Origin of the sequence: Thermococcus sp. 4557, assembly GCF_000221185.1 — an archaeon.
Lineage (GTDB): Archaea > Methanobacteriota_B > Thermococci > Thermococcales > Thermococcaceae > Thermococcus.
Genome location: NC_015865.1, coordinates 554,607 through 576,457 on the forward strand (window position 1 = coordinate 554,607; position 21,851 = coordinate 576,457).

General features: G+C 55.1%; 31 protein-coding genes. 20 read left to right on the forward strand and 11 right to left on the reverse strand.

Annotation, left to right across the window (positions count from 1 at the left end; all coding sequences use genetic code 11):
- Positions 1–65: 65 nt before the first annotated feature.
- Positions 66–317 carry a membrane protein gene (locus GQS_RS02800; RefSeq protein WP_014012155.1) on the forward strand — a complete coding sequence of 84 codons (252 nt, stop codon included), beginning with the start codon at positions 66–68 and terminating at the stop codon, positions 315–317.
- A 13-nt stretch (positions 318–330) separates the two neighbouring features.
- Here GQS_RS02800 and GQS_RS02805 read toward each other — a convergent pair whose 3' ends face one another.
- On the reverse strand, positions 331–798 hold the full coding sequence (locus tag GQS_RS02805; protein ID WP_014012156.1) for a YbhB/YbcL family Raf kinase inhibitor-like protein: 468 nt from the start codon (positions 796–798) through the stop codon (positions 331–333).
- Between the two features lie 285 nt (positions 799–1,083).
- Here GQS_RS02805 and GQS_RS02810 point away from each other — a divergent pair, with 285 nt between their 5' ends.
- The 4 genes from GQS_RS02810 to GQS_RS02825 are packed head-to-tail and all read left to right on the forward strand — an operon-like array spanning position 1,084 to position 3,471.
- Positions 1,084–1,545, forward strand: a complete 462-nt coding sequence (locus tag GQS_RS02810; protein WP_014012157.1) for a DUF2284 domain-containing protein — start codon at positions 1,084–1,086, stop codon at positions 1,543–1,545.
- 12 nt (positions 1,546–1,557) lie between these two features.
- The gene (locus tag GQS_RS02815) at positions 1,558–2,013 is read left to right on the forward strand and encodes a hypothetical protein (protein ID WP_014012158.1); all 456 of its coding nucleotides are present in this window, start codon (positions 1,558–1,560) and stop codon (positions 2,011–2,013) included.
- Entirely contained in the window at positions 2,007–2,489 is a 483-nt protein-coding gene (locus GQS_RS02820; RefSeq protein WP_014012159.1) for a hypothetical protein, read from the forward strand. The genes GQS_RS02815 and GQS_RS02820 overlap by 7 nt, the downstream gene beginning before the upstream one ends.
- On the forward strand, positions 2,470–3,471 hold the full coding sequence (locus GQS_RS02825) for a PIN domain-containing protein (protein ID WP_048056513.1): 1,002 nt from the start codon (positions 2,470–2,472) through the stop codon (positions 3,469–3,471). Before GQS_RS02820 ends, GQS_RS02825 begins: the two co-directional genes overlap by 20 nt.
- On the opposite strand, the gene GQS_RS02830 is transcribed toward GQS_RS02825, so the two are convergent.
- The 7 genes from GQS_RS02830 to GQS_RS02860 all read right to left on the reverse strand — a co-directional run bounded on the left by GQS_RS02830 (position 3,472) and on the right by GQS_RS02860 (position 7,575).
- Positions 3,472–3,759, reverse strand: coding sequence for a hypothetical protein (locus GQS_RS02830; RefSeq protein WP_014012161.1), 288 nt, complete (start codon positions 3,757–3,759; stop codon positions 3,472–3,474).
- Positions 3,760–3,819: 60 nt separating this feature from the next.
- Positions 3,820–5,145, reverse strand: coding sequence for a RuvB-like helicase (locus GQS_RS02835; RefSeq protein ID WP_014012162.1), 1,326 nt, complete (start codon positions 5,143–5,145; stop codon positions 3,820–3,822).
- Between the two features lie 155 nt (positions 5,146–5,300).
- Positions 5,301–6,062: a 7-carboxy-7-deazaguanine synthase QueE gene (locus GQS_RS02840; protein ID WP_014012163.1), complete on the reverse strand. Its 762-nt coding sequence runs from the start codon at positions 6,060–6,062 to the stop codon at positions 5,301–5,303.
- Positions 6,063–6,101: 39 nt separating this feature from the next.
- Positions 6,102–6,425: a helix-turn-helix transcriptional regulator gene (locus tag GQS_RS02845; protein WP_014012164.1), complete on the reverse strand. Its 324-nt coding sequence runs from the start codon at positions 6,423–6,425 to the stop codon at positions 6,102–6,104.
- 7 nt (positions 6,426–6,432) lie between these two features.
- Positions 6,433–6,651: a hypothetical protein gene (locus GQS_RS02850; protein WP_048056514.1), complete on the reverse strand. Its 219-nt coding sequence runs from the start codon at positions 6,649–6,651 to the stop codon at positions 6,433–6,435.
- Positions 6,652–6,769: 118 nt separating this feature from the next.
- Positions 6,770–7,021, reverse strand: a complete 252-nt coding sequence (locus GQS_RS02855; protein ID WP_014012166.1) for a hypothetical protein — start codon at positions 7,019–7,021, stop codon at positions 6,770–6,772.
- Positions 7,022–7,074: 53 nt separating this feature from the next.
- A complete protein-coding gene (locus GQS_RS02860; RefSeq protein ID WP_014012167.1) occupies positions 7,075–7,575 on the reverse strand; it encodes a hypothetical protein in 501 nt (166 codons plus the stop codon).
- A 599-nt stretch (positions 7,576–8,174) separates the two neighbouring features.
- Here GQS_RS02860 and GQS_RS02865 point away from each other — a divergent pair.
- The 15 genes from GQS_RS02865 (at position 8,175) to GQS_RS02940 (ending at position 17,785) form a co-directional block, all read left to right on the forward strand.
- On the forward strand, positions 8,175–8,435 hold the full coding sequence (locus tag GQS_RS02865) for a 50S ribosomal protein L37ae (protein WP_014012168.1): 261 nt from the start codon (positions 8,175–8,177) through the stop codon (positions 8,433–8,435).
- A gap of 33 nt (positions 8,436–8,468) precedes the next feature.
- Positions 8,469–8,618: a DNA-directed RNA polymerase subunit P gene (locus tag GQS_RS02870; RefSeq protein ID WP_012571411.1), complete on the forward strand. Its 150-nt coding sequence runs from the start codon at positions 8,469–8,471 to the stop codon at positions 8,616–8,618.
- 52 nt (positions 8,619–8,670) lie between these two features.
- Positions 8,671–9,303 carry a ribosomal biogenesis protein gene (locus GQS_RS02875; RefSeq protein ID WP_014012169.1) on the forward strand — a complete coding sequence of 211 codons (633 nt, stop codon included), beginning with the start codon at positions 8,671–8,673 and terminating at the stop codon, positions 9,301–9,303.
- A complete protein-coding gene (gene pcc1, locus GQS_RS02880) occupies positions 9,255–9,524 on the forward strand; it encodes a KEOPS complex subunit Pcc1 (RefSeq protein WP_048056515.1) in 270 nt (89 codons plus the stop codon). Before GQS_RS02875 ends, pcc1 begins: the two co-directional genes overlap by 49 nt.
- Positions 9,525–9,625: 101 nt before the next feature.
- Complete coding sequence (locus GQS_RS02885) at positions 9,626–10,411, forward strand: type II CAAX endopeptidase family protein (RefSeq protein ID WP_014012171.1); 786 nt, start codon at positions 9,626–9,628, stop codon at positions 10,409–10,411.
- Between the two features lie 58 nt (positions 10,412–10,469).
- Positions 10,470–10,820: a prefoldin subunit beta gene (locus tag GQS_RS02890; protein ID WP_014012172.1), complete on the forward strand. Its 351-nt coding sequence runs from the start codon at positions 10,470–10,472 to the stop codon at positions 10,818–10,820.
- 29 nt (positions 10,821–10,849) lie between these two features.
- Positions 10,850–11,170 carry a DUF3194 domain-containing protein gene (locus tag GQS_RS02895; protein WP_014012173.1) on the forward strand — a complete coding sequence of 107 codons (321 nt, stop codon included), beginning with the start codon at positions 10,850–10,852 and terminating at the stop codon, positions 11,168–11,170.
- A 33-nt stretch (positions 11,171–11,203) separates the two neighbouring features.
- Positions 11,204–11,524 carry a nucleotidyltransferase domain-containing protein gene (locus GQS_RS02900; RefSeq protein ID WP_014012174.1) on the forward strand — a complete coding sequence of 107 codons (321 nt, stop codon included), beginning with the start codon at positions 11,204–11,206 and terminating at the stop codon, positions 11,522–11,524.
- Complete coding sequence (locus GQS_RS02905) at positions 11,517–11,903, forward strand: HEPN domain-containing protein (protein ID WP_014012175.1); 387 nt, start codon at positions 11,517–11,519, stop codon at positions 11,901–11,903. The genes GQS_RS02900 and GQS_RS02905 overlap by 8 nt, the downstream gene beginning before the upstream one ends.
- A complete protein-coding gene (locus tag GQS_RS02910; protein ID WP_014012176.1) occupies positions 11,900–12,883 on the forward strand; it encodes a bifunctional oligoribonuclease/PAP phosphatase NrnA in 984 nt (327 codons plus the stop codon). Before GQS_RS02905 ends, GQS_RS02910 begins: the two co-directional genes overlap by 4 nt.
- 1 nt (position 12,884) lies before the next feature.
- Positions 12,885–13,220, forward strand: a complete 336-nt coding sequence (locus GQS_RS02915; RefSeq protein ID WP_014012177.1) for a hypothetical protein — start codon at positions 12,885–12,887, stop codon at positions 13,218–13,220.
- Positions 13,221–13,424: 204 nt separating this feature from the next.
- Positions 13,425–14,522, forward strand: coding sequence for a hypothetical protein (locus tag GQS_RS02920; protein WP_014012178.1), 1,098 nt, complete (start codon positions 13,425–13,427; stop codon positions 14,520–14,522).
- 1,153 nt (positions 14,523–15,675) lie between these two features.
- Positions 15,676–16,401, forward strand: a complete 726-nt coding sequence (locus GQS_RS02930) for a tRNA-binding protein (protein ID WP_014012180.1) — start codon at positions 15,676–15,678, stop codon at positions 16,399–16,401.
- Between the two features lie 116 nt (positions 16,402–16,517).
- Positions 16,518–17,474 carry a hypothetical protein gene (locus GQS_RS02935; protein WP_014012181.1) on the forward strand — a complete coding sequence of 319 codons (957 nt, stop codon included), beginning with the start codon at positions 16,518–16,520 and terminating at the stop codon, positions 17,472–17,474.
- 5 nt (positions 17,475–17,479) lie between these two features.
- On the forward strand, positions 17,480–17,785 hold the full coding sequence (locus tag GQS_RS02940; RefSeq protein ID WP_014012182.1) for a hypothetical protein: 306 nt from the start codon (positions 17,480–17,482) through the stop codon (positions 17,783–17,785).
- A gap of 17 nt (positions 17,786–17,802) precedes the next feature.
- Here the strand turns inward: GQS_RS02940 and GQS_RS02945 are convergent, their stop codons facing one another.
- From GQS_RS02945 to GQS_RS02955, 3 genes are all read right to left on the reverse strand, one after another.
- Positions 17,803–19,662 (reverse strand): aldehyde ferredoxin oxidoreductase family protein, encoded by a 1,860-nt coding sequence (locus GQS_RS02945; RefSeq protein ID WP_014012183.1) that lies wholly within the window; start codon positions 19,660–19,662, stop codon positions 17,803–17,805.
- A complete protein-coding gene (locus GQS_RS02950; RefSeq protein ID WP_014012184.1) occupies positions 19,662–20,486 on the reverse strand; it encodes an aldo/keto reductase in 825 nt (274 codons plus the stop codon). The genes GQS_RS02945 and GQS_RS02950 overlap by 1 nt, the downstream gene beginning before the upstream one ends.
- Positions 20,487–20,576: 90 nt before the next feature.
- Positions 20,577–21,812: a 2,3-bisphosphoglycerate-independent phosphoglycerate mutase gene (locus GQS_RS02955; RefSeq protein WP_014012185.1), complete on the reverse strand. Its 1,236-nt coding sequence runs from the start codon at positions 21,810–21,812 to the stop codon at positions 20,577–20,579.
- Between the last annotated feature and the right edge of the window lie 39 nt (positions 21,813–21,851).

Consider the following 21,851-nt stretch of genomic DNA (forward strand, 5'->3'; position numbering starts at 1 on the left):
TTTTAACACGGGACCATCCACAAGGCTTTTTTACGCTCTTCCCTTCCCGTTGGCGGTGAGAGACCATGGAGATCGGAGCGATAATTGGACTCATCGGAATGCTGCTGCTGGTGGGCTCATGGGTGCCCCAGACGGTTGAGACATTGAGAACGAAGCACTGCCCCCTGAACCTGGAGTTCATCATAATCTACGTGGCCGCGGCAAGCATGCTGACCGTATACTCGTACATAATCGGGGACTGGATATTCTTCACCCTGAACTTCCTGTCCGCGTTCCAGAGCGCGGTGAACCTGGCAGTAAAGCTAATAGAAAAGTAACGGGCGGACGGGCTCATTTCCGCTCGTAGAGCCCCACAAGCTCACCCATCTGAATGATGTGGCCGTTCATGGCCCTTTCCAGTTCTTTTCTGCTCGCTCCGGGATCGAGTTCCAGGACCGTGTCAAGGGCATAGACCTTGAAGTGGTAATGGTGCACCCCGTGCCCCCGCGGCGGACAGGGCCCCCCGTATCCGATTCTCCCGAAGTCGTTCTTTCCCTGAACCATCCTAACCGGAGCGTCCACAACCCCCTGCGGCGGAACCCCCTTTGGTATCTCGCCCAGGGGCGGAATGTTCCACGCTATCCAGTGGGTGAAGGTTCCACCCGGAGCATCTGGGTCATCCATGATGATGACCAGGCTCTTTGCGTTTGGGTCAACGTGCCCGATGAATATTGGCGGGTTCACGTCGTTCCCATCACAGGTGAACTCGACGGGTATGGTCTCCCCGTCGTGGAATACGGAACCAATCTCAAGATCCATCCTAACATCCCCTCCGGAATCCTTTGAAGATATGCATCCCCCGCTCAGGGCCAGCAAAACCACCAGGAGCGGCGCTAACCACTTCATGTAAACAGTATACTCGACAGAACGTAAAAAGATTTCGGCACAATGCTTTATCAATAGCAACAATATTGGGGTGTTGATGATGGGGTAGCATTGGCCACATGACAAAGGACTGACCAACCTATCCACAAGGATAATGCAAACGCCACTGCAATCATGGGTTGATTTTTAAGCTCCTTCCCCATCTTTTCTTGATGCCCCATGAAGGTGCTGTGGGAGAGGGAGATTCCGGCGGATGAGATAGTCGTCTCGCCCAGACCGGTCTGGAAGTGCCGCTCCTGTCCGATGTACGGCAGGAGGCCGAGCTGTCCGCCCCACGCCCCGGACTGGAGGGAAGCGAGGGAGTGGGTGCGGCACTTCAGGAGGGCCCTAATAGTGAAGTTCGAGATAAACATGGAGCGCTTTGAGGAGGAAAAGAGGGAGGCCCTGCTGTACCTCCTGGCGAGGGAGGAAGAGTTCTTCAAGAGGGGAAAGATGTACGCAATGGCGCTGTTTCCCGGTTCCTGCAACCTCTGCGACGACTGCCCATTCGAGAGGGGCGAGCCGTGCAGGATGCCGACCAAGGTCAGACCGAGCATAGACGCTGTGGGCATCGAGATTGGAAAACTCGTGGAAATCAACTTCTCCGAAAGCGTTTTGTACGGGATGGTGCTAATTGAATAACGGTGCGAACGGATGAAGGAAAACGTCTCCCCCGCCGGGACGAAGTGGGGAATCTCACTCATCATGACGCTCGTATACGCCTTCGGAGCCGCGTGGTTCTACTACCTACCGGCAAAGGGTGAACCTAATCTTGAGGTAGAGTTCTGGCAACTGCTGCTCCACTTCACCGTCCTGAGCTTCCTCTTCTGGATAGTCCTGGTTCCGGAGAGGACATCGAGCAAATCCTCCAACGTTCTTATGTTCACGGTTCTAACGGTTCCCGTCGGAGTGTTCGCCGCACTCCTCTTTCTCTTCGCTGCGGGGGGAGTTGGAGTTCACGAAACCTACGGCCTCGGGTACATCGTAATGGCGCTGGTGCCATTCCTGATCGCCCACAAGACCGTTAAGGGACGGATTTCAGCGGTTCCATTCGTTTTGGCGCTGGTTTATGGAGTCATAGCGTACGTCTGGGGGAGTAGATTATGGTGAAGGTTGCGTACATAACCCTTCTCGGCCGCTCGCCGTGGGCGGTCGTTAACACCTACTACAAGCTCCTCACACGGGGAGAAAAGGCCGAGAGGATATACGTATTCACGGAGGAGCGCTACCGCCACAACCTGCCCAAGGTCGTCGAGGCGATTAGAGTAATTTCAGAGGCGTACAACCTCAACCCGAGGATAGAAACAGAAGTCGTTCCGGACTACGGCTTCTTCGTCGCCGACAGAAAGTTCAGGGAGCTGTTCTCCAAGCTGGAGCGCGAGGGCTACAGGATGGGTCTGGACATAACCTCAGGAAGGAAGGCCCTCGTTGCCGCCGCGATAGTTCAGATAAGGCAGTTCCCCGTGGCGTTCATCGTTTACATGGGGCTCCTCGACCTGGACTTCCCGGACAGGCCCTACATGATGATTCCAACCCACATGCAGCCGATAAAGAACTTCCTGGGTGATGAGAGTGAGGGAGACTAGCGAGGTTATAGAGAAACCGGAGCTCCAGATACTCCTTAACGTTCTGGGGGACATCAGGGTGAGCTATCCGCTCTACGGACTGCCCCTGCTAAGGGCAAAGCCTGTGGAAACCGGCTACCGCGTTGAGCTCACGGTGAAGAGGCGGGAGTTCAACGAGCACGTTCCGGAGTACCTCTCCCATGAACTTCCCACCTGGACGGACTTCTACGAGTGCTTCATCTCCGCGGGCATCGTGAGGTACGCGAACATCGATGAGTTCGTCCAGAACCTGGAGCTCTACGAGAGGCTCAAGAAGGGCGTGGCCTTCGCTCCGGACACCAACCTCTTCTACCACCGCTTCATCTCGGGCTTCAAGCCCCTCGACAGGTACCAGATAGTCGTGGCGGAGGGCGTGAAGAAGGAGATAGAGAACGCCATGAACTACAAGTACCGGCACAGGGAGCTGGAGGAAATCAGGCGCGAGGTTAGAAACGGAAGCCTCCTCCGGGAGTTCAGCAACAGGCGGACGAAGAGGAGCAGAAAAGCCGCGTACATAGCCCTCAAGGAGTTCGAAAGGCTGAAGGACAGGATAATCATAGCCGAGAGCGTCAAAGAACCGGCCCACAACAACGACGAGATAATAGTCAAGTCCCTCAAGCACTACGACAACATGACGCCAACTCTGCTCGTCTTCCTCACGGCGGACATAGCGATAACTGACGTGGCAGAGATGGAGGGGCTGGAGTACTTCCTCTTCAAGTACCCGCGCCAGGAGATTGGTCGGCACGACGTTACGGCCTATCAGCTCAGGACGCTCCTATTCAACCTCGCGGCGGTTTTCGGCGTCATAGAGGTGAACGGAATAACGATTTTCGGCGAGTTCGGAGGCAAGAGCGGGCTGAACGAGCTGAAGCTGGTCTTTCCAACCGAGAACAGGGGCTACCACGAGTTCGAGTTCCACCTGAAGCTCAGCAGGAAGCTGATGGAAATAATGGGGGGATAACTAAGCCCCCATCTTGAATTTAATAAAGAGGGCCGTCATCACAAGGATAAAGATAAAGAGGGCCAGTATTTCGGCGATTGCCTCATGCAGGGGCAGAAGCAGGATGGACATGGAGACGCCGAGTGCAACCAGCTCTTCCCCTTCTTTGCTTTCTCCCCCGTACCTGTACTCCAGGGCGAAGGTTAGCCAGTTGAGGGCCACTATTATCAGCGGCGTTTCCCGGAAATCCACGAAGAGATACAGGACTCCGAGTATAAGAAATGGAAGGGCAAGAAGGAGGCGCCTCATAATACCACCCAGCGTGTTTTCGGTCCCCTGAATGAAAGTTGGAAAAAGAGTTTAAGAGCTTTACTGAAGCATGCCCTCCAGCTTCTCCACGAACTCCATGCTCCTCCGGAGGTCCGCGAAGTACTCCTTCGCCCTCTCGATGTGCTCCTTCTCCACCCTTCCGCCCCTTGCCAGGACGCTGGCCGGAGCCAGGAGCTGCACCGCGTAGCGCAGGCTGGTCTTCTCGCCGAGCTCCGCGAGGTACTCTATCGCCTCCTCGCTCACCTCAATCCTCTCCTCCCTCGCGCGAATCTTGACTATCTCTCTGATTTCCTCCTTCCTGTAGGGCTCGGTGTTGATTATGAGCAGCCTGTCGAGCATGTCGATGGGTATCCCGTGCGGGGCTTCGAGGTCGGTGCCCCTTATCTTCGTCCTTCCGCGGTTCGTCGCGAGGATGAGAATCGGCGCCAGCTCGCTCTCCATCGCCCTCGCGAGGAAGGAGAACGCCTCGATGTCGAGCATGTGGACCTCGTCTATGAAGAGAACCCCCGGCACGAGGCTGGCCTTCCCTTCCTCGATCCACTTCTTGACGGTCTCATCAACGCGCCCCCTTATCTCGTCGCTTATCTCCGCCCCAGTGCTGAAGAGCAGGCCGAAGATGTTGCCCCTTGCATTGGCAACGTCGAGGTCGTGGAGAGTGACGGTGTAGGTGAACTCCTTGATCTTGAGAACCGGTCCGCTCGGTAGGTTCACCTTGCGCTTGAAGAACAGCCCCTCTTCCTCCTTCGTTGTGCCTATCTTCGAAATCCTGCCGGTCTCGGCGTCAATCTGTATGACGTCGCCCTCCTCAACGCCCATCTCCATGAGCTGATAGGCTATCTCCCTGCCGGCCCTGATGGTCTTCTGGTCATCCTTGGTGCGGAGGGTTATGACGACGCTCTCGGGGATCTCGACGTAGGGGTTGAACGGATGCCTGGTGCGGTTTATGCTTATCTCCCTGACCTCGCCCTCGTAGACCTTCCTCTCCTCGCTTATCCTAACGCCTATCGCCCTCCTGAGGGCCTCCTTCAGGAACTCGGTCTTCTTGACCTCGGCGGAATAAATCTCACTGCCCGCTATCTGGACGAAGGGCACGTCCTCACCGAGTTCCCTCGCTATGCCCATAGCTATGGCCGTTTTACCGCTTCCCGTCGGGCCGACGAGAAGGATTCCCTTTCCGGCGAGCTTGCCGCGCTTGATGAGTTCAACCGCTATTCCCGCCGCTTCCCTAGCCTTAACCTGTCCGACCATTCCGTCGGCCATGAACTTCGCCTTTCCATTCTCGTCGAGACCAAGGCCCTTGATGTGAGAGTGGCTTCCAATCCTCTCGAAGCTCCTCGGTGCGGTCACTTCCTCTATAACTGGCATGGCCCCACCCCCTTAATCTTTCCGGGGGTTACTAAAAGAGGGGAGATTTAAAAATTTGACGGCACGGCTCAGGCCGTCGATCCCGGGCATCGTTCACCCCAAAGGCCAATGTCATCATCGCCGGAAAAAGTTATGACGGACCCTTAAAAACCCTCTCAAAGCACGTGGAGGTACTTATGAACCTGGAAGCTCAGGCCGACGTTCTTCCGCCCCATGATGAGCGAAGCCTCGCGGTAGAGCTCCATGAGCCTCTCCTGGCTTATCTCAATCGGCTCCCTCGGCTGGATTACGAGTGGGGCCAGGCCCGTCAGCAGCTCCGCGTACCAGCGGACGTTCTCGATTTTTGTCTCCGACGTAACGACGAGCTTGGCGTAAACTCTGGCCCCAGCTTCCTTCAGAATCCTTATGCTCTCCACCTCGCGGAGAACCAATGACCTCCAGTCGTCAGTCGCTTTAGCGGTCTCGTCCTTTATGTCAACGCTCGCGTAATCGGTGAGCGGGGCGACCTTCCTTATGAGCTCAGGAAGGCCGCCGTGGGTTTCAAGGAAGTTGTCGAAGCCGAGGCTCTCCATCTCCTCCATGAGGGCTTTGAGCGGTTTTGTCTGGAGCGTCGGCTCGCCGCCGGTGTAGCTTACCGAGTGTATATCGCCGGTATCGAGGCGCAGGATGGCATCAACGACGTCGCCGAGCTCCGCTGGATTAGGTCGGTACTCGAACTTCCCGGTGAACGGCTCCACCTCATAGCGCCAGCGTGAAACCCGGGAGGCGTCTATGTACTCCCTGGAGTCGCACCAGACGCAGTTAAGGTCGCAGCCGGCGAAGCGGACGAAAATCTGCCTCCTGCCGAAGGCAGAGCCCTCGACGCTTCCCCCCTCCCCCTGCCAGCTGTTGAAGACTTCGGCCATTACGAGCTTCATGTCAGACACTACCCAGGGACAGTTTTAAGGATTTGGCTCTCAGTCACCCACTTGGAGTTGACCTTTAACGCTCCTCAGGATTTCTCCGATGCATGGAACATCGGTCCGCGTTCGGTAGTACTTCCTCACTATCATGCGCTTTTCGTCCAGTTCTACCCGATACTCAAGGAGTCCCGCGTTCAGGAGTTTTCTGAGGTGCGAGATGAGCAGGGGCTTCGATATTCCCAGCGCCTCCCTGAGTTCCCTACTGGTTTTCTCTTCCTCCATGCACAGCACCAGTATCCTGAGCCGGGTTGGACTCGAGAGGGCCTTGAACGTCTCGGAAAGCCTCTGGATGTCCCCGTCAACGTCCCTCTCATACATCAGTCCATCACTCCTTGAGTTCCTCCCTGAGTTCCCGAATCTCTTCCCTGAGGAGCCTTATCTCCTCAAGCAGGGCGGACATAGAATCCTCCATGCCAGGGTTTGCAGGCTTTGAGGTCTCCGAGGAGCCGGAACAGCGGACTATGAGGAAAACTATCCCCGCCACAACGGCCAAGAGCAGGAGCCAGCCCAGGAATTCGGTTCCCGGGGGCATAGGCGCGGGCATCTTTCATTCCTCCTTTCGGTTTTCATTACAGTCAACATTAATTCTACCGGGTAAACATTTGTTTACCCTATATATAAACATTTCCATTGGGTCCATTGAGAAGAGATGAGACAAGGATTCAGAGCTCGACGCCCTTCACGTGCTCGCTCACGTAGCCCTCGAGAATCTCCACCCTTACACTCCTGTCCTCGCCGGTCATATCGGCCATAAGCTGAACTCCCCTCGCGTAGTCCCAGAGGCGCCTCTTTGCCCCGTCCGTGACCCTCTCCGCCATGATGATTATCTCCCTCTCGTCGGGCCTCTCGCTCACGATCTCGATGACCTTTCTAGCGTCCTCCTCGGTGAAGATTCCTCTCTTCTTGAAAAGCACGACCACCACCTCCAGCTTTAATTAAATAATCCCGTAATTCGGTGATTACATAATCAGAGGTATCTCATCAGCAGTTCAACGGCTTCCTCGAATATCTCCCTGTCCCTCCCATCGAGAACGCTCTCCAGATAGTGAAGGTTCACAATGTTAATGATTATGTAGGCGGTGTTCCTGTCCAGGCCGAGGTCGTAGGCTTCGTAGTAGACGATTTCCCTGCCCAGGGCGTCGTTGAGCATCTCCACGAAGTAGGCGATGTCCTCCACGCGGAGCTCGTCCCACTTGCTCTCCATCTCGTCGAAGTAGCGCTCCATAACTCTGAGCGTTTCAAGGTCAACCTTCAACGTTCCCTCAAAGTAGGGGAACTCGCCCACACGGAAAATCTTGACGCCCTCCTCGTCCTGAACGCCTATGTAGTCCCACAGGAGAACGCCTTCAACTGGATTGTGGCCGTATTTGCTCGCCAGATAGGAGAAGCGCTCCATTATCTCGGTCATGTCATCGAGAAACTCCTCTTCGTCGCGGAAGTGTATTATCTTGCTTATCGTTCCGGCCATGTTCTGCACCTATGGGTGAGTTGGCCCAACCGTTATAAGGTTTTGTGCATAGGAAGAACTGCCCGACGAGTATTGGGTTGCGATGACGTCGGGACCCCCAGGGGGGCGACATCTTCACTGCCCCCCTTACAAACTTTTCTGGTGAAAAGTTTGATCAAATAATTCTGACTGTTCATGAGGCGGGTTTTATAGTCTGTGCACTTTAAGGCAGGTAAGTTTTGTTGTTGGTTTGTTTTACAATTACGATTTAACAGTGGTTCACTCTCAAGAAAGGCGTCCGTTGGACGCCAGAATGGGAGTGAACCCTTGTAAAAAGTCCAGCTTAATGTTAAACATCCTTTTCCTATAGCAAATTTTAGAGCGCACGCATTATCCTCTGCCAGTTCGACAGGAAAAGAACTTTTTGGTGAAACTTTGCCCGGCAAAGTTTCAACGCTCAGATAAATTTTATAAGGGAATCTCCTATCAACCGGCGGGTTTAAAGGAACCGCGAACTTTGATGAAACTTTGCCATGCAAAGCTTCCGGGCAAAGGTTTATAAAACGTCCCCGGAAACACTCTCCAGTCGTGAAAACCGTTGATAATTAGGGGTGATGCTCATGGGAAGGACTACTAAGGTTGGTTCAGCTGGAAGGTACGGTCCCAGGTACGGTCTCAAGATCAGGAGAAGAGTTGCCGCCGTTGAGGCCAAGATGAAGCAGAAGCACGTCTGCCCGGTCTGCGGAAGGAAGGCCGTCAGGAGGATTAGCACGGGCATATGGCAGTGCCAGAAGTGCGGCGCCACCTTCGCCGGCGGTGCCTACCTGCCGACCACTCCTGCCGGAAAGGTCGCCAAGCGTGTCACGGCCTCCAAGGCCTGACCCCTTTCCTTTGCTTAGTTTAGGGTGATAACCATGGTGATGGCCGTTTACCGCTGCGCAAAATGTGGAAAGGAGGTCGAGCTCGACCTCGAAAACACCAGGGAAGTCCGCTGCCCCTACTGCGGCAGCAAGATACTCTACAAGCCCAGGCCGAGGGTGGCCAGGCGCGTAAAGGCGATCTGATTCTTTCGTTTCGAAAGCCTTTTATCGCTTAAACGAATTTTGAGTGAGGGCTATGATGCTGATAACGACTTCCCACAGACCCACGAGGAGGACGAGGAGCTTCGGCCACGACCTAGAGAAGGTCTTCCCCAACTCCCTCTACCTGACCAGGGGAAAGAAGACGGTCCAGGACCTGCTCATGGAGGCCTACGACAGGAACTACGAGAGGCTCTTGATAGTCAACGTCTGGAAGGGGAACCCGCTCAAGATGACCTTTATCAAAGTTGACCCCGAGGACTGGGGCTACCTCGGCTACATGTACCTCCACGGCATCAAGCTCCAGCGCGAGATCGGTTTTAGGGATATAAGGCCAATACGCGAGGAGATGCCGCTTGTTGTGACCACCGCAAAGCGCGTCGGACTCGACCACGTTGCCTTTGCCCAGGTTTTCGCCGAGCTGACCGGCGGAAAGTTCGTCCCGAGAAAGGAGCGCTCGCTCCTCGGGATAGCCGACAGGTACAACACCGACGTTCTGAGCGTCATCGAGAGGCACCCACGCGGAATGGCGGTCAACTTCTACCGCCTGGACGTCAATAAGGAGAAGGCCGTTGGTCCTCTCATAAGCGTCAAGATATGGATAATGGAGGACGGGCGGAGATGGGACTACAAGGAAGCGATTCTGAAGCGTGGCCCATCGAAGGAGTGATCGAGCTCTCCCTTCCCGATGAGGAGACGGCCAAGATAGTTTATGAGAGCGTCCTCTACGAGCACGAGAGCGTGCCCTATCGGAGGAGCAGAATAGAGTTCCTCCGCGAGGGGAACAGGGTAATAATCAGGTTCCTCGCCCGGGACAACTCCGCCCTGAGGGGCACGCTGAACTCCTATCTGAGATGGATTAAGGTCGCCATCGATGCCATAGAACCTTGATTCTAGACGACCTTGATGGTTGAATTTTCCTGCAGCCGAGGGGCAGGTTTATATAATTCCAAAGCGCAGATTGAATTAGTACAGACGATGAAGGTGTCAACATGAAGTTTAGCAAAAACTTCGAACTCCCAGTGTTTTTCCTGTTGACGTTCGCTTGGTCGTGGGGCTTCTGGAGTTTGGGAGGATACACCAAAATAGCCCTCCTTCTGGCACCTTTCGGACCCACACTCATGGCTTTCCTCCTCACATACCTCACGTCCGGAAAAGGAGGCGTAAAGGACCTTCTGAGAAAGGGTCTTAGTCTCAAATTTCCCAAGGTTTGGCTGATCCCGGCACTCCTCCTGATGCCGGCCATAATCGGGCTGTCGCTGTTGATTGCAGTTATGAGTGGAGAGCCCCTTCCCGAGACGCCACTTACTGGGAATCCCCTAACGCTTATTGCGGCGTTTTTCTATATCCTAGTCCTGGGAGGCCCCCTTGCGGAGGAGTTCGGGTGGAGAGGCTTTGCCCTCGGGAGACTGCAGACAAAGTACAGCGCTCTTGTGGCGAGTCTGATTCTAGGGGTGATATGGGGACTGTGGCATCTTCCATTATTCTACGCCGCCAATGAACTATACAAGAACGTTCCTTTCCCAGGCTTCGTCGCGGGGACAATCCTCTTTTCAATGCTCTTCACATGGATATTCAACAACACCAACGGAAGCGTTTTGACCGCAATACTGCTCCACACCAGTGGGAACTGGGGCCACTTCGCCTTTCCAATAACGGCAACCCAGTGGGGAAGCCTGTACTCCTTGATAATAAACTTCGCCGTGGTTCTTGTGATCCTCGCGGTGGGGGGAACGAAAAGCATGAAGCGAGAATCTACCCCTAGCGCAGGCCCATAACCTTCTTAAACTCCCCCCCTTATTCTAACCCGGCATTACGATTACGGAGGTGTGTGTCATGCAGAACATTCCGCCCCAGGTTCAGGCCATGCTCGGCCAGCTTGAGAGCTACCAGCAGCAGCTCCAGCTCGTCATCCAGCAGAAGCAGAAAGTTCAGCTCGAGCTCACCGAGGCAAAGAAGGCCCTGGAAGAGCTTGAGAAGGTCGAGGATGGAACGGTTATCTATAAGACCGTCGGAACGCTCATCGTCAAGACCGACAAGGCCAAGGCCGTCGAGGAGCTGAAGGAGAAGGTCGAGACCCTTGAGGTCCGCCTGAACGCCCTCGAGAGGCAGGAGAAGAAGCTCAACGAGAAGCTCAAGGAGCTCACCACGAAGATACAGTCCGCCCTCAGGCCCACAGCGGGCTGACCTCTTCTCTTTCATTTGGGGTGGTAGCGATGGACGATGGTGCCAGCGGGAGAAGGGTTATCCACATCGGTCTGCCGGAGCTGAGCGAGGAGCAGCTCATTGAGGTTGGCGAGCTTGCGCAGGAGACGATAATCAAGCACGTCTTCGACGTCCTCAACAGGAGCGACGTGAAGGATATAGAGGTCACGATGAGGATAAACCGCGACGAGACTCTCGACCTCGAGGTTGAGGTCTACCTGGAGGTTCCAATCTTCGTGAAGGTGGACGTTGAGAGACTCATAGACGAGGCTGTTGAGGAGGCCTACGCGGCCGTTGAGAGAAAGCTGAGGGAGATTGCGGGTAAGGATTAAATCTAGTTTGACACAGGGTGAACCGGTGGGAGTATGGAACACAGAGAAATCGCGGAGGCCTTTGCAAGGGACGTTCGGAAGCTGCTGGGGGATAACCTTGTGGAGATAATACTCTTTGGTTCAGTGGCCAGGGGAGAGCAGAGCGAGGAAAGTGATGTGGATATTCTTGTGGTTGTAAGAAACAATCCCTGGAAAGCCCAGAAAAAGCTCGCTGACCTCGTGGTGGATTATCTGCTAGAATACGGCATTTATGTCTCCCCGAAAGCCATTAGCCTTGAGGAGTTCGAATTCATGAAGCGCATAAATTCTGCCTTTTACATCAACATAAGCCGGGAGGGAATACCTGTTGGTTAGCGAGGAAGTTCAGATTCTGCTGAAGGATGCCCATGAATCACTTGATGCCGCCAAGATACTCTTGGAGAGAGGTTTTTATAGAGATGCCATAAGCAGGGCGTACTATGCAATGTTTTACGCTGCCAGTGCGCTCCTCAGGGCGAGGGGGATAGTAACGAAAAGCCACAGGGGAGTCATTGCGAAATTTGGTCTTGAGTTTGTGAACACCGGTGTCGTTGAGAAATACTATGCAAAAGCCCTATCCCTGGCTGAGACCAGCAGAGAAAAGGCGGATTATGACCCAACTTACCGCCCAAGTGAAGAAGAAGCGGAGTCCATTGTCGAAGATGCCGAACACTTCATAGAGCGCATAGAAAAGGCCCTGGAGGAGATGAAATGAAAGGGAGACTCAAGCTTAAGCGCTTCCTTCAGCGCTCACGGGATAAATCTTTCCTTCTCCTCTGCCACCACAACGCCGACCCCGATTCCCTCGGCTCGGCGATAGCCTTTGCCCTCTACCTCAAATCAATCGGCGTTGAAAACGTGAGAATAGGCGTCGCCCAGAGCGTCTCCTCCTACGCCAAGAGACTGCTCACCCTCTCACCCGTTCCCGTTGAGAGAAATCCGATAGTTGAAGAGAACATCGTGGTAATCTTCGACACCTCTTCCCTCGAACAGCTCGAACCAATCGAGATCCCGCGCGGTAAGACCGTTATCGTCATAGACCACCATACTGAGAAGGAAAAACCCATCAGGGCGGATATATCTGTCGTTGATTCCTCACGCACCTCCACGGCCGAGATAATCTGGGAACTGTTCAAATACCTCGACTTCTACGATGAGAAAGCCGTTAAGGCTCTCTTGGCTGGAATAGTCACCGACACGGCAAACTTCCGCTTCGCGAACTCGAAGACATTCAAGGCTGTAAGTGAGATGCTGGAGCGCTTTCCAATTCAGATGGGGGAGATTTTCCAGCTCGTGGCCCCCGTCAGCGACGAGAACATCGATCAGGCGAAGCGCACTGCCATCCTCAAGGCCTGCCAGAGGATGGAGATAAGGAAGTTCAGGAGGTACATCATAGCGGTCTCCAAGGTTTCCGCCTACGAGTCCCTCGCCTGCAAGACGTTCCTGAACCTCGGCGCGGACATAGCCGTCGTGGGAAGCGAGAAGAAGGGCGTCCGTATCTCAGCGAGGGCAAAGGAGAACCTCGTGAAAAGGGGCCTGCACCTCGGCAAGATCATGGAGAAGGTCGGGCCGGTCATAGACGGCTCGGGCGGAGGTCACGCCGGCGCCGCCGGGGCGAACGGAAAGAAGAACCTCGACGAGGCGATAAAGCTCATCCTGAAGGAGATTGAGAGGTTTTTGAGGGAGGTTGATTGAGATGGCAAAGTGCCCGCTCTGCGGCTCGCCGCTCGACTGGGCAGGACTCATAGAACAGATGCTCGTCATTGAGAACGCAAAGGAGATTTTCCGGGACCGCAAAAAGTTCATGGAGGCCTTTGAAGGCTTCGTCTTCAAGTGCCCCCACTGCGGCGAGGAGTTCTACGGAAGGAACCTTCCGGCGAAGGAGGCCGAGAAGGTGTTTGAGCTGCTCAACGAGTTCAAGGGCTCCATAGACTGGGAGAACCGGAAGGTTCGCCTGAGGCTCAACAGCCTTCTGGCGCTCGACACTATGCTCGAGAACTGGGATAAGAAGGTGACGCGAGGAGCACCGTAAGAAGCACCTTTAATTTTCATATCTTGAAACCGAATGTGAGTTTTAAAGCATATATTTGCACTAGATGGGCAAATATTCCGAAAACTTAATATGATTGTTCTGCCGAGATTCTACCCGGTGGTACCATGAAGAAAGTAATTCCCGCAGTGCTCATGATAGGTTTGGTTTTTTTCTGGCTTTTTCGTAACGGCGAGTGATGTACAGGTGCCGTATTTCAGAAACATAGCAAGTGTGAACATCCAGAACGCCGGAGAAGCGCACGTCTTTGTTTCGGCCCTGTATCCAGAGGGATTTAAGCAGATCGCCGAATATGACGTTAAAAATAACGGTAGACTCGTGCTGAACCTGGGCAACCTCAGGAAGGCTTGGGAAGACGAGTACAGGAAAAATAAAAGGCTATCGCAGCCGCTGATTCTTCTAACGATAGTCACAAAGGATGGAAAAGTCTCCATCGAGACCATAAGTTTTAACTGGGACAAAATGCCCCAGTCCAAAGCGGTAACCCCTAAGTTCAAGGCATTGAAAAACACCGTAAAGACTTCCTCCGAGCAGACAAACGATGTGCAGCCCCTCTACTATTACAGCCGCACGCTGGTGGACTCCTACGAGTGGACGGCACCGACCATAGTGGCCCAAGTAACCCCCGATAGTTCAACCAAAGGGTACATCTCATACACATACTTCATTAACAAGAAAGTTGGGTTCAGCATCAACGCGTTCGTGGACACCGACTGGACCCGGCTGGCTTCATACAACATAATCCAGAAGGAAGAGAGTGGCAAGCACGCTAGTGGCTTTGCGGAGGGTAGCTCATACTACATCTGGATGAACGTCAAGTACCGCTACGAGAAATGGAGGGTTTACAGTGCGGGCTGGGTATGGTATGAAGAGTATGTCTATGTCAAGGACTTTTATCCCAGCACAATAAATGGAGGAACGTCGAAACCGTCGAATGCCCAGGTCCCGCCTATCGACAGATGGATAGATGAAGGAGTCCACTCCTCCACAGGACGCGAACCTTATTATAATTATTCTATGTGGAACCTAGACACGAGCAATTTTGCGGTGGATGCACTGAAGTTCATCGACATTCTAGAACTCATGGGAAAGATAAGTGAGTCCGCGGCTCAGAAGGCCACTTTAATCGGCCTCTTTATTGATGTCGGATTTGAATATGATAACATGAAAGCCTTTGACTTTGACCTTTCTTTGGACTCCGACATACAGGCAACCCACCATGTCTGGAGGGGGGAGAGCACGGACATGACCACGGTTCCGGTTTTGTATTTTGACGTTGATTAACACTTCCCTTTCAATTTTCATCCTGAAAGATTGAACAGCCACTGCACAGTTGCTACCGTGGCGATAGCCTTTTTTACTTTCGTCCCCTATTTCTAGCGGTTGGTGGTTCTCGTGGAGGCCGTGGAGCTTTACCTATCAAAAGGGGATTATAAAAACGCATTGAATAACGCACTGGTGATAGACGACCCCATTAGACGCCTCTTAGCACTCACGGAGGTTCTAACGGCCTTCCCAAGGGAGGAAGTCCTCGCCCACATGCTCGACACCTTGGAATCAATAAGCGGAACGCCCGAGAATGCGCTGGCCTACTCAATACTCGGAAGAGCGCTCTACGTCCTTGACAGGGACAGGGACGCCGAGGCTTACTTTGAAAACGCCATAGACATCGCCGGGAGCATAGACTCACCGAGGGTCAGGGGGGAGGTGCTGGCAGGGATAGCAAGGAACCTTGTCCTCTCGGACCGTTATAAGGACGGATTGGAGCTTTTCAAAGAGGCCGTCGAGCTCCTCCAGGCCTCGCGGGGGCTGTCATCGGCGGCAACGTCATCGCTCATAAAGGTCGCCCGATTGATCGAGAAGAGCGCCGACGAGATACCCAACGAGAGGGCCCTGGACTTCTACGAACTGGCCAGGGACGTTTACGCCTCGATATTCTTCAAGCTCCAGGCAAAGTACATTGAGGAGAAGATGGAGCTGGTGAGGGACGTCCTGAAGAGGGGCAAAGCGGCGGTGGAGGAGCTCCTCGAGAAGGGGGATGTCGAGCCCGCGATTTCAATGATGCGCTTCCTCCCGCTGGAAGGAAGGGCTATAACCATGCTTGAGCTGGCCTACTGGCTCTACCTCCACGAGCAGCCGAGGCTCGGACGGAGGGTATTCGACGACGCCCTCGAGATAATCTTCGTGGGCAAGTTCAGGCCGACCGACAGGGAGCTGGAGGGGATAGCTGGGCGTTTCCTCCGTATAGGCTTCCTGGAGGAGCCGCTGATTCTGGCAGGGGTTATCCGGGACGACAGGATAGCGTCGGAGCTCCTCGGGGAGGTGGCTCTGGCCCATGCCCGCTGGGGCGATAAAGCCAGGGCCCGTTCGATAGCCGAGGGGATAAGGGACGAAAGCGTTAAGAACCGCGTTTTAGAGGCACTAGAGGGTGAGAATTATGTGGGACACGAGCAAGGATTACCGCTTACTGGTGGCGGAGAAGAGCGTGGAGCTGTTCCTGAAGACGGTGGAGCACGCGAAGTTCAAGGGGAAGTGGAACAAGAAGGGGGCACAGCAGTTAGCGAAGGAGATGATTCCGGAGATACAGGCGATGAGGTACAGCTACGTGGAGCCGAAGGAGCTGATTGAGACACCGCAGATGAAGGCGCTGAAGGAGAAGGCCAGCGGCATAATCGAGGCTCTGGGTGGAGAGGACTGGCACCACAAGTTCATCAGCTTGGCCGATAAGAGCGAGCGCGAGAAGGTCGAGGAGCAGGTCGCGAAGGTCAGGTTCTTCCTGAACACAATCCTCGGCCTTGACAGGAGACTGGCCCTCGGAAAGATAAACGACCCGGTCATAGCAGTTGATATAAAGGTCGGCGAGGTCATGAGCGTCGGCAAGCACCCGAACGCCGACAGGCTTCTCGTCACCAACGTTAACCTTGGCGACAGGGCGATAACCGTCGTCACCAACGACCTGAGTGTTAAGGAAGGAAACCGTGTTGCCGTTGCCCTGCTCCCGCCGGCCAGCTTCCGCGGAATCGTCAGCGAGGGAATGTTCCTCGGCGCTGGAGAGGGAGTCCTCAAGGACGTGAAAGGAGAAATAGGCGGCCTTCCGAAGGGAGTTCCTCTCGAGGCCTTCAACGAGACGAGGAACCTGGTGGAGGCGTTCTTGAAGGGATGAGTTTGGTTTGTTTCTTCTTCAATCTATCACCTCCACTTTCGTCTTAGGAGTAGAAAAAGTTATAACCTAAAGGGCATATTTTATTTTGATTCCTGCCGATAGTTGGGGGGTGTTTAATGTCACGCAGGGGAACCGTCCTTCTGATTATTGCAGTGGGAATTCTTGTGGGGGCGTTGGTCGCTCTGAGGGCCTCAACCCCAACCAACACGCCTGAAAACGTGGTGTCCTCAGGATGCTTCATACCCTACTCCAGTTCACTGGACGGGCATCCACTCTTTAAGAACCCCGACGGTTCTGAAGTTTACAATACCCCCTGCGGATACGTCATTAAGCGTGGGGACTCAGCATACATCATCAACGCGAGCAAAGCCTTCTTCTTTGACTGGGGGTTTATTGCAGTTGGGAATACGACCACGAAGAGAACTGTACCCATTGTTTTGTATCAGATCGATGCCAACAGCGTTGTAAACATAAGTGTTCGCAGCGTTACATCCGATGTCAGTGTAAAGGTTCTTACGGGATGCACCTACGATGGAAAACAGCTCTGGATCATGGAATTCGACCCATACCTCTGGAGTTACAGCGATGCAAGAAGAAACAGGGTCACTAATGGAACAGCATATCCGGAGCTTCTCTTCACTCAAGCAAACGGCTACCTCTATCTCCTTGCATATCAGACCTCTTCTTCAGACGTCCAGGATTTCAGGACGTACGCACCAAACGATTATTTTTACATCATTGGAGAAAACGGGACTGTTGAGAAGTTCGACCTTGGTGGGAGTACCGTTCCAATCAGGAACACTTTCCTTGTCTCCAATGGCAGCTACGTGCTGATGGGGTTTGAGAAACCTCAGCTTGACGGTTCGCCCCGGTCGGGTTACGTCATGATTCTAAACGGAACCGAAGTCTTATTCCGGCGCTCCTTCCAAATGAACGACCCAACCTGCCTTTGCCACGTTATTCCCGGCTGGGGCAGGATCGACGAGAAAGGCTGTGCGGTTTTCGGCCTCTACACAGGGGAAGGCAGATACTGCAACGGGGAGTTCACCTACGTTGCCAACTCAACGGGGTGAAGCGCGTGAAGGCCAGAGATACCACCATCGCGGTCCTCTACGGGATGTTTCTCCTCCTCGCTTCCCCTTTCCTGCACTCCTGGAGTTCGGCAGTCATTGACACACTCGGTATTGACAGGCACTTACCTTCCGAAGTGACACCCTTTCTCGTGATCGGCATGGCGTCGCTGTTGTTTACGGTCCTCGCTTTGATGCCGCTAGTTGTCCTCAAAGGGCGAAGCGGTCTCAAAAGGCCGGCTATTGTGTTCTTCTCTCTTAGTTTTGCCTTTGATCTGCTCCTCCTCTGGCTCGGATTTATGAGCACAAAATAAATATGGTGAGAAAAGCCTCACTCCAGGTTCATCCTCTTCTTCACGACTTCCAACGCCCTCTCCGCATCATCCTTGAACTCAGGATAGCCGAGCTCCTCCATCGTCTCCGGCAACGGAACGCCGAGCTCCTCGTGCCAGCCCCTCAGCAGGTAGAATTCTTTCCTCGCTTCAAGGAAGTCGTTGTAGTCTATGAACGCCGCGTTGCCCTCCGCAGGCCCGTCCGGCTCGGGCTCCCACCAGCGTTGTGGAATCGTGTCGTCGAGCGGTGGGGTGACCCAGTCGAGGGCGTCGTGTATCCTTGCTATGCTCTCAACTGCCTGCGCGACCTTCCTGAGCTTCTCTACCGTCCACTCCTCGCCGGTTGCTAGGGAGTAGAGCCTCGCCAGGTCCTCCATCTTGTAGGAAACGAACTTGCACGTTCCGAGCATGTCCGTTATGTAGCTCTCGTCCCTGCCCTCTATCAGCGACGGGATGAGTTCCTTAGCAGGCCCCTGGTTGGGCAGCTGGTGCGGCCTCGGCCAGCCCCTCAGGTGACTCGCCCCAACGTCGGCGGTGGCGTAGCTGAGGGCGTAGGTCCTCCTTCCGCGAGGGTCCCAGGCGGGGCTCTCCATGCCCTTCACGTGCACTGCGAACTCGCAACCCCTACCCAAGCGCTCGCAGGCCCTCTTAACGCCGTCCGCTATTATAGCCCCAAAGCCCTTCCTCTCGGCCATGAGCTTGATGAGCCTCTCCTCAGCTTCCTCGTCGCCGAAGCCTTTAACCGGGAAGCCTACCTCCTCCTCGGTGAGCAGGCCCCTCTCGACCATCTCAAAGACCCAGCCTATCGTCGCTCCCGTCGCTATGCTGTCCAGGCCGAGGTCGTTGACGAGCCAGTTGAAGTACGCCACCGCTGGAAAGTTGAAAACGCCAGTTGCCGCTCCGAGCATCGCTATGCTCTCGTACTCGGGCTTAACGCGGATTTTCCTGCCCTTGTACTCGACCTCTACGTAGCGAGCGCACTTAATCGGACAGCTCTTGCCGTGGACGAACCACTCCGGCTCGACCTCGTACTTCTTGACCTCGTCGCCCGCCAGCTTGCTCGCAAGCTCGTCCGGGATGTAGGGCCGTGAGAAGTTGTAGGCCGGACTCATTCCGAGGGAGGCCGAGCTCCTAAGCGCATCACTGGTCCCGTAGTTCCTTGTGTGCTCGTACTTCGGATCTGTTGCGAAGTGGTCGTAGAACTCCTGCCACAGCTTCTGGAACTCCTCGGGGTTGGCAACTTTGGGCTTCTCGCCGGGCTCAACGACCACCGCTTTGACCTTCTTGCTCCCGAGGACCGCTCCAAGGCCGCCCCTCCCGCTCGCGCGCTCGGTGTCATAGATGACGTTGGCAATCCTGCTCAGCTTTTCGCCGGCCGGGCCGATGAGCGCCATGCTCGCAGTTGGGTGCTCCATCCAGAGTTCTTTAGCTACCTCGTAGTTGCCCCTGCCCCAGAGGTGCTTTGCATCCCTGATTTCCACCTCCCCGTCGTGGACGTAGAGGTAGACGGGCTCCTCGGCCTTACCCTCGATGATGAGCGCATCGAAGTGTCCCTTGAGCTTTGGACCGAAGGCGTCTCCACCGCTGGAGTCGCTTATAAGCCCCGTCTCCGGGCTCTTGCTGACCGCTATGACCTTGCTCGAACCGGGTATGAGGCCCGTCAGTCCACCCGGCGCGAAGACGAACTTGTTGGCCGGGCTTAGCGGGTCGGTTCCCGGTGGCACTTCCCTGTAAATCAGGTAGTAGCCGAGGCCCTTCCCGCCGACGAACTTCCTAATCACCTCGTCGGGCAGTTCCTCGTAGGTCACCCTTCCAGTACTCAGGTTAACCCGGGCTATCCTGTTATGGTAGCCGTACATCAGATGCACCCCCTCGCCTTCTCCCTATCATCCTTCGTGAGCCTCCAGCCTATCGCACCGGCGTTCTCTTTGAGATGGGCCTTGCTGCCCGCCTTAGGAATGGCTACAACGTTGTCCTCCCAGATGAGGTAGTTCAAAGCCACCTGCGCTGCGGTTTTGTCGTAGGATTTTCCAATCTCGGCCACACATTGGTTTCTCGCGAGGGAACCTTTCTCCAGCGGGGTGTAGGCTATCAGCGCAATCTTCTCGCGCTTCATGTAGTCGAGCAGGCCGCTCGTCTCGGGCCAGCGGTCGCGGAGCGAGTACTTCACCTCGTTGGCGACTATCTCGTACTTCCTCATCGCCTCCTGCGAGCGCTTGAGGAGCTCAAGGTCGAAGTTGCTGACGCCTATGTAGCGAATGAGTCCCTCATCCACAAGCTCCTCCAAGGCGTGAAGCGTTTCCTCAATTCGCCCCCACTCTGTGCCGGGCCAGTGGAGAAGGTAGAGGTCTATGTACGTGCCGAGCCTCTTCGCACTCGCCCTTGCGGCCCTCTTCGCACTTTCATAGCCAAAGTGGGTTGGCCACACCTTGCTGATTATGAAGAGCCCCTCCCTGTCGAAGCCCCTGATGGCCTCCCCGACTAGCTCCTCGGAATGGCCCGCCCCGTAGAACTCGGCGGTGTCAATTAGGTTTATTCCGAGCTCCAGGCCGTATCTGAGGGCCTCAACGCTCTCCCTGTCGCGCGAGTAGTCGGGGCTCTCGTAGCCCCCTATGCCCCACGTGCCCATACCAATGGCGGTGACCTTATCAGAACCGATAAGCTTCAAATCCTCAGGCACCATAACCTATCACCACGTCGGTAGAATTAGGAAACCAAACTTAATTAAGGTTTCCATCTGAACGCTAAGATAAAGGGACAAAAATGGGGAACGCTAAGCCCCAAACTTCTCGCTCCGGTTCATGAGGTCCATCATTACTGGCACTATGTCGTGGCCCTTTATCCTGCCGAGGCCGCCGCGCATGCACTCGCGCTCGCCGAATGCCTCGGTGTGGTCCGGCCTAACGCCACCGCCGGCTATGAGGAGCGGAACCGGGTCGCCGCTGTGGTTCATGACCTCGCACGGCGTGCTGTGGTCGCCGGTTATGGCGATGACGACGTCCTCGAGGTCGATGCTGTCGATGATGTAGCCTATCATCCTGTCGGCCTTCTCAATCATCTCGGCCTTGAGCTTCGGGTTGCTGTCGTGGCCTGCGGCGTCGGTCGGCTTGAAGTGGAGGAACACGAAGTCGTAGTCCTTGAGGAGCTCGACGACCTTCTTCGCCTTGGCCATCTCGTCGGTGTTGTACTCGCCGGTGGCCCCCTCGGGGGTGTAGACGTCAAAGCCTATGGCCCTGGCAACGCCCTTAACGAGAGAGACCGCTATAACGGCCGCGGCCTTGACCTTCCACTGCTCCGTGAACTTCATCGGGATGCCCGGGTAGGTTCCGGCGCCGCGGATGAGCAGGTAGTTGGCGACGGGCTTCCCCTCCTTCCTGCGCCTCTCGTTTATCGGGTGCCTGTCCAGAACTTCGTGGGCCTTTCTTGCGAACTCTTCAAGGATTTCCGCAACGCGTTTGCTCTCCTCATCCTCCCAGGTGAACCTGTGGGGCGGCTTGCCGGCCTCGTGGGGGTCGTTCTCCCCGACGCGGTATCCGGAAGCCATGCCCTTGAGAACCAGAACCGCCCTGTGGCCGGTGGCACCGACGAATATGAAGTCAACGGGGAGCTTGACGTTCTCCTGGATTGCTTTCGCGAGCTCGTGGGCCTCCTCGGTGCTTATCCTGCCCGCGCGCCTGTCGGTGATGATTCCGTTCTCGATGGTGGCGAAGTTCACCCGGAATGCCAGGTCGTCCTCGCTGAGGTCGAGGCCAACACCCATGGCCTCAAGGTAGCCCCTGCCGCGGTAAACCTTGTAGGGGTCGTAGCCGAAGATGCTCAGGTGGGCAGTATCGCTTCCCGCCGGCTGGCCGGGCTTTATGGGGTCCTGCTGGCCGAGAATCCCCATCTTAGCCAGTCTGTCCATGTTCGGAGTGTCAGCGTACTCCAGAGGGGTCTTTCCCCCGAACTCCTCTATCGGCCTGTCCCCGAGGCCATCGAGGATTATAAGAAGTCCCTTCCTCTGCTTCATATCTATCACCTGGGGTGAGTAGAAGGGTGGAGTTAAAAG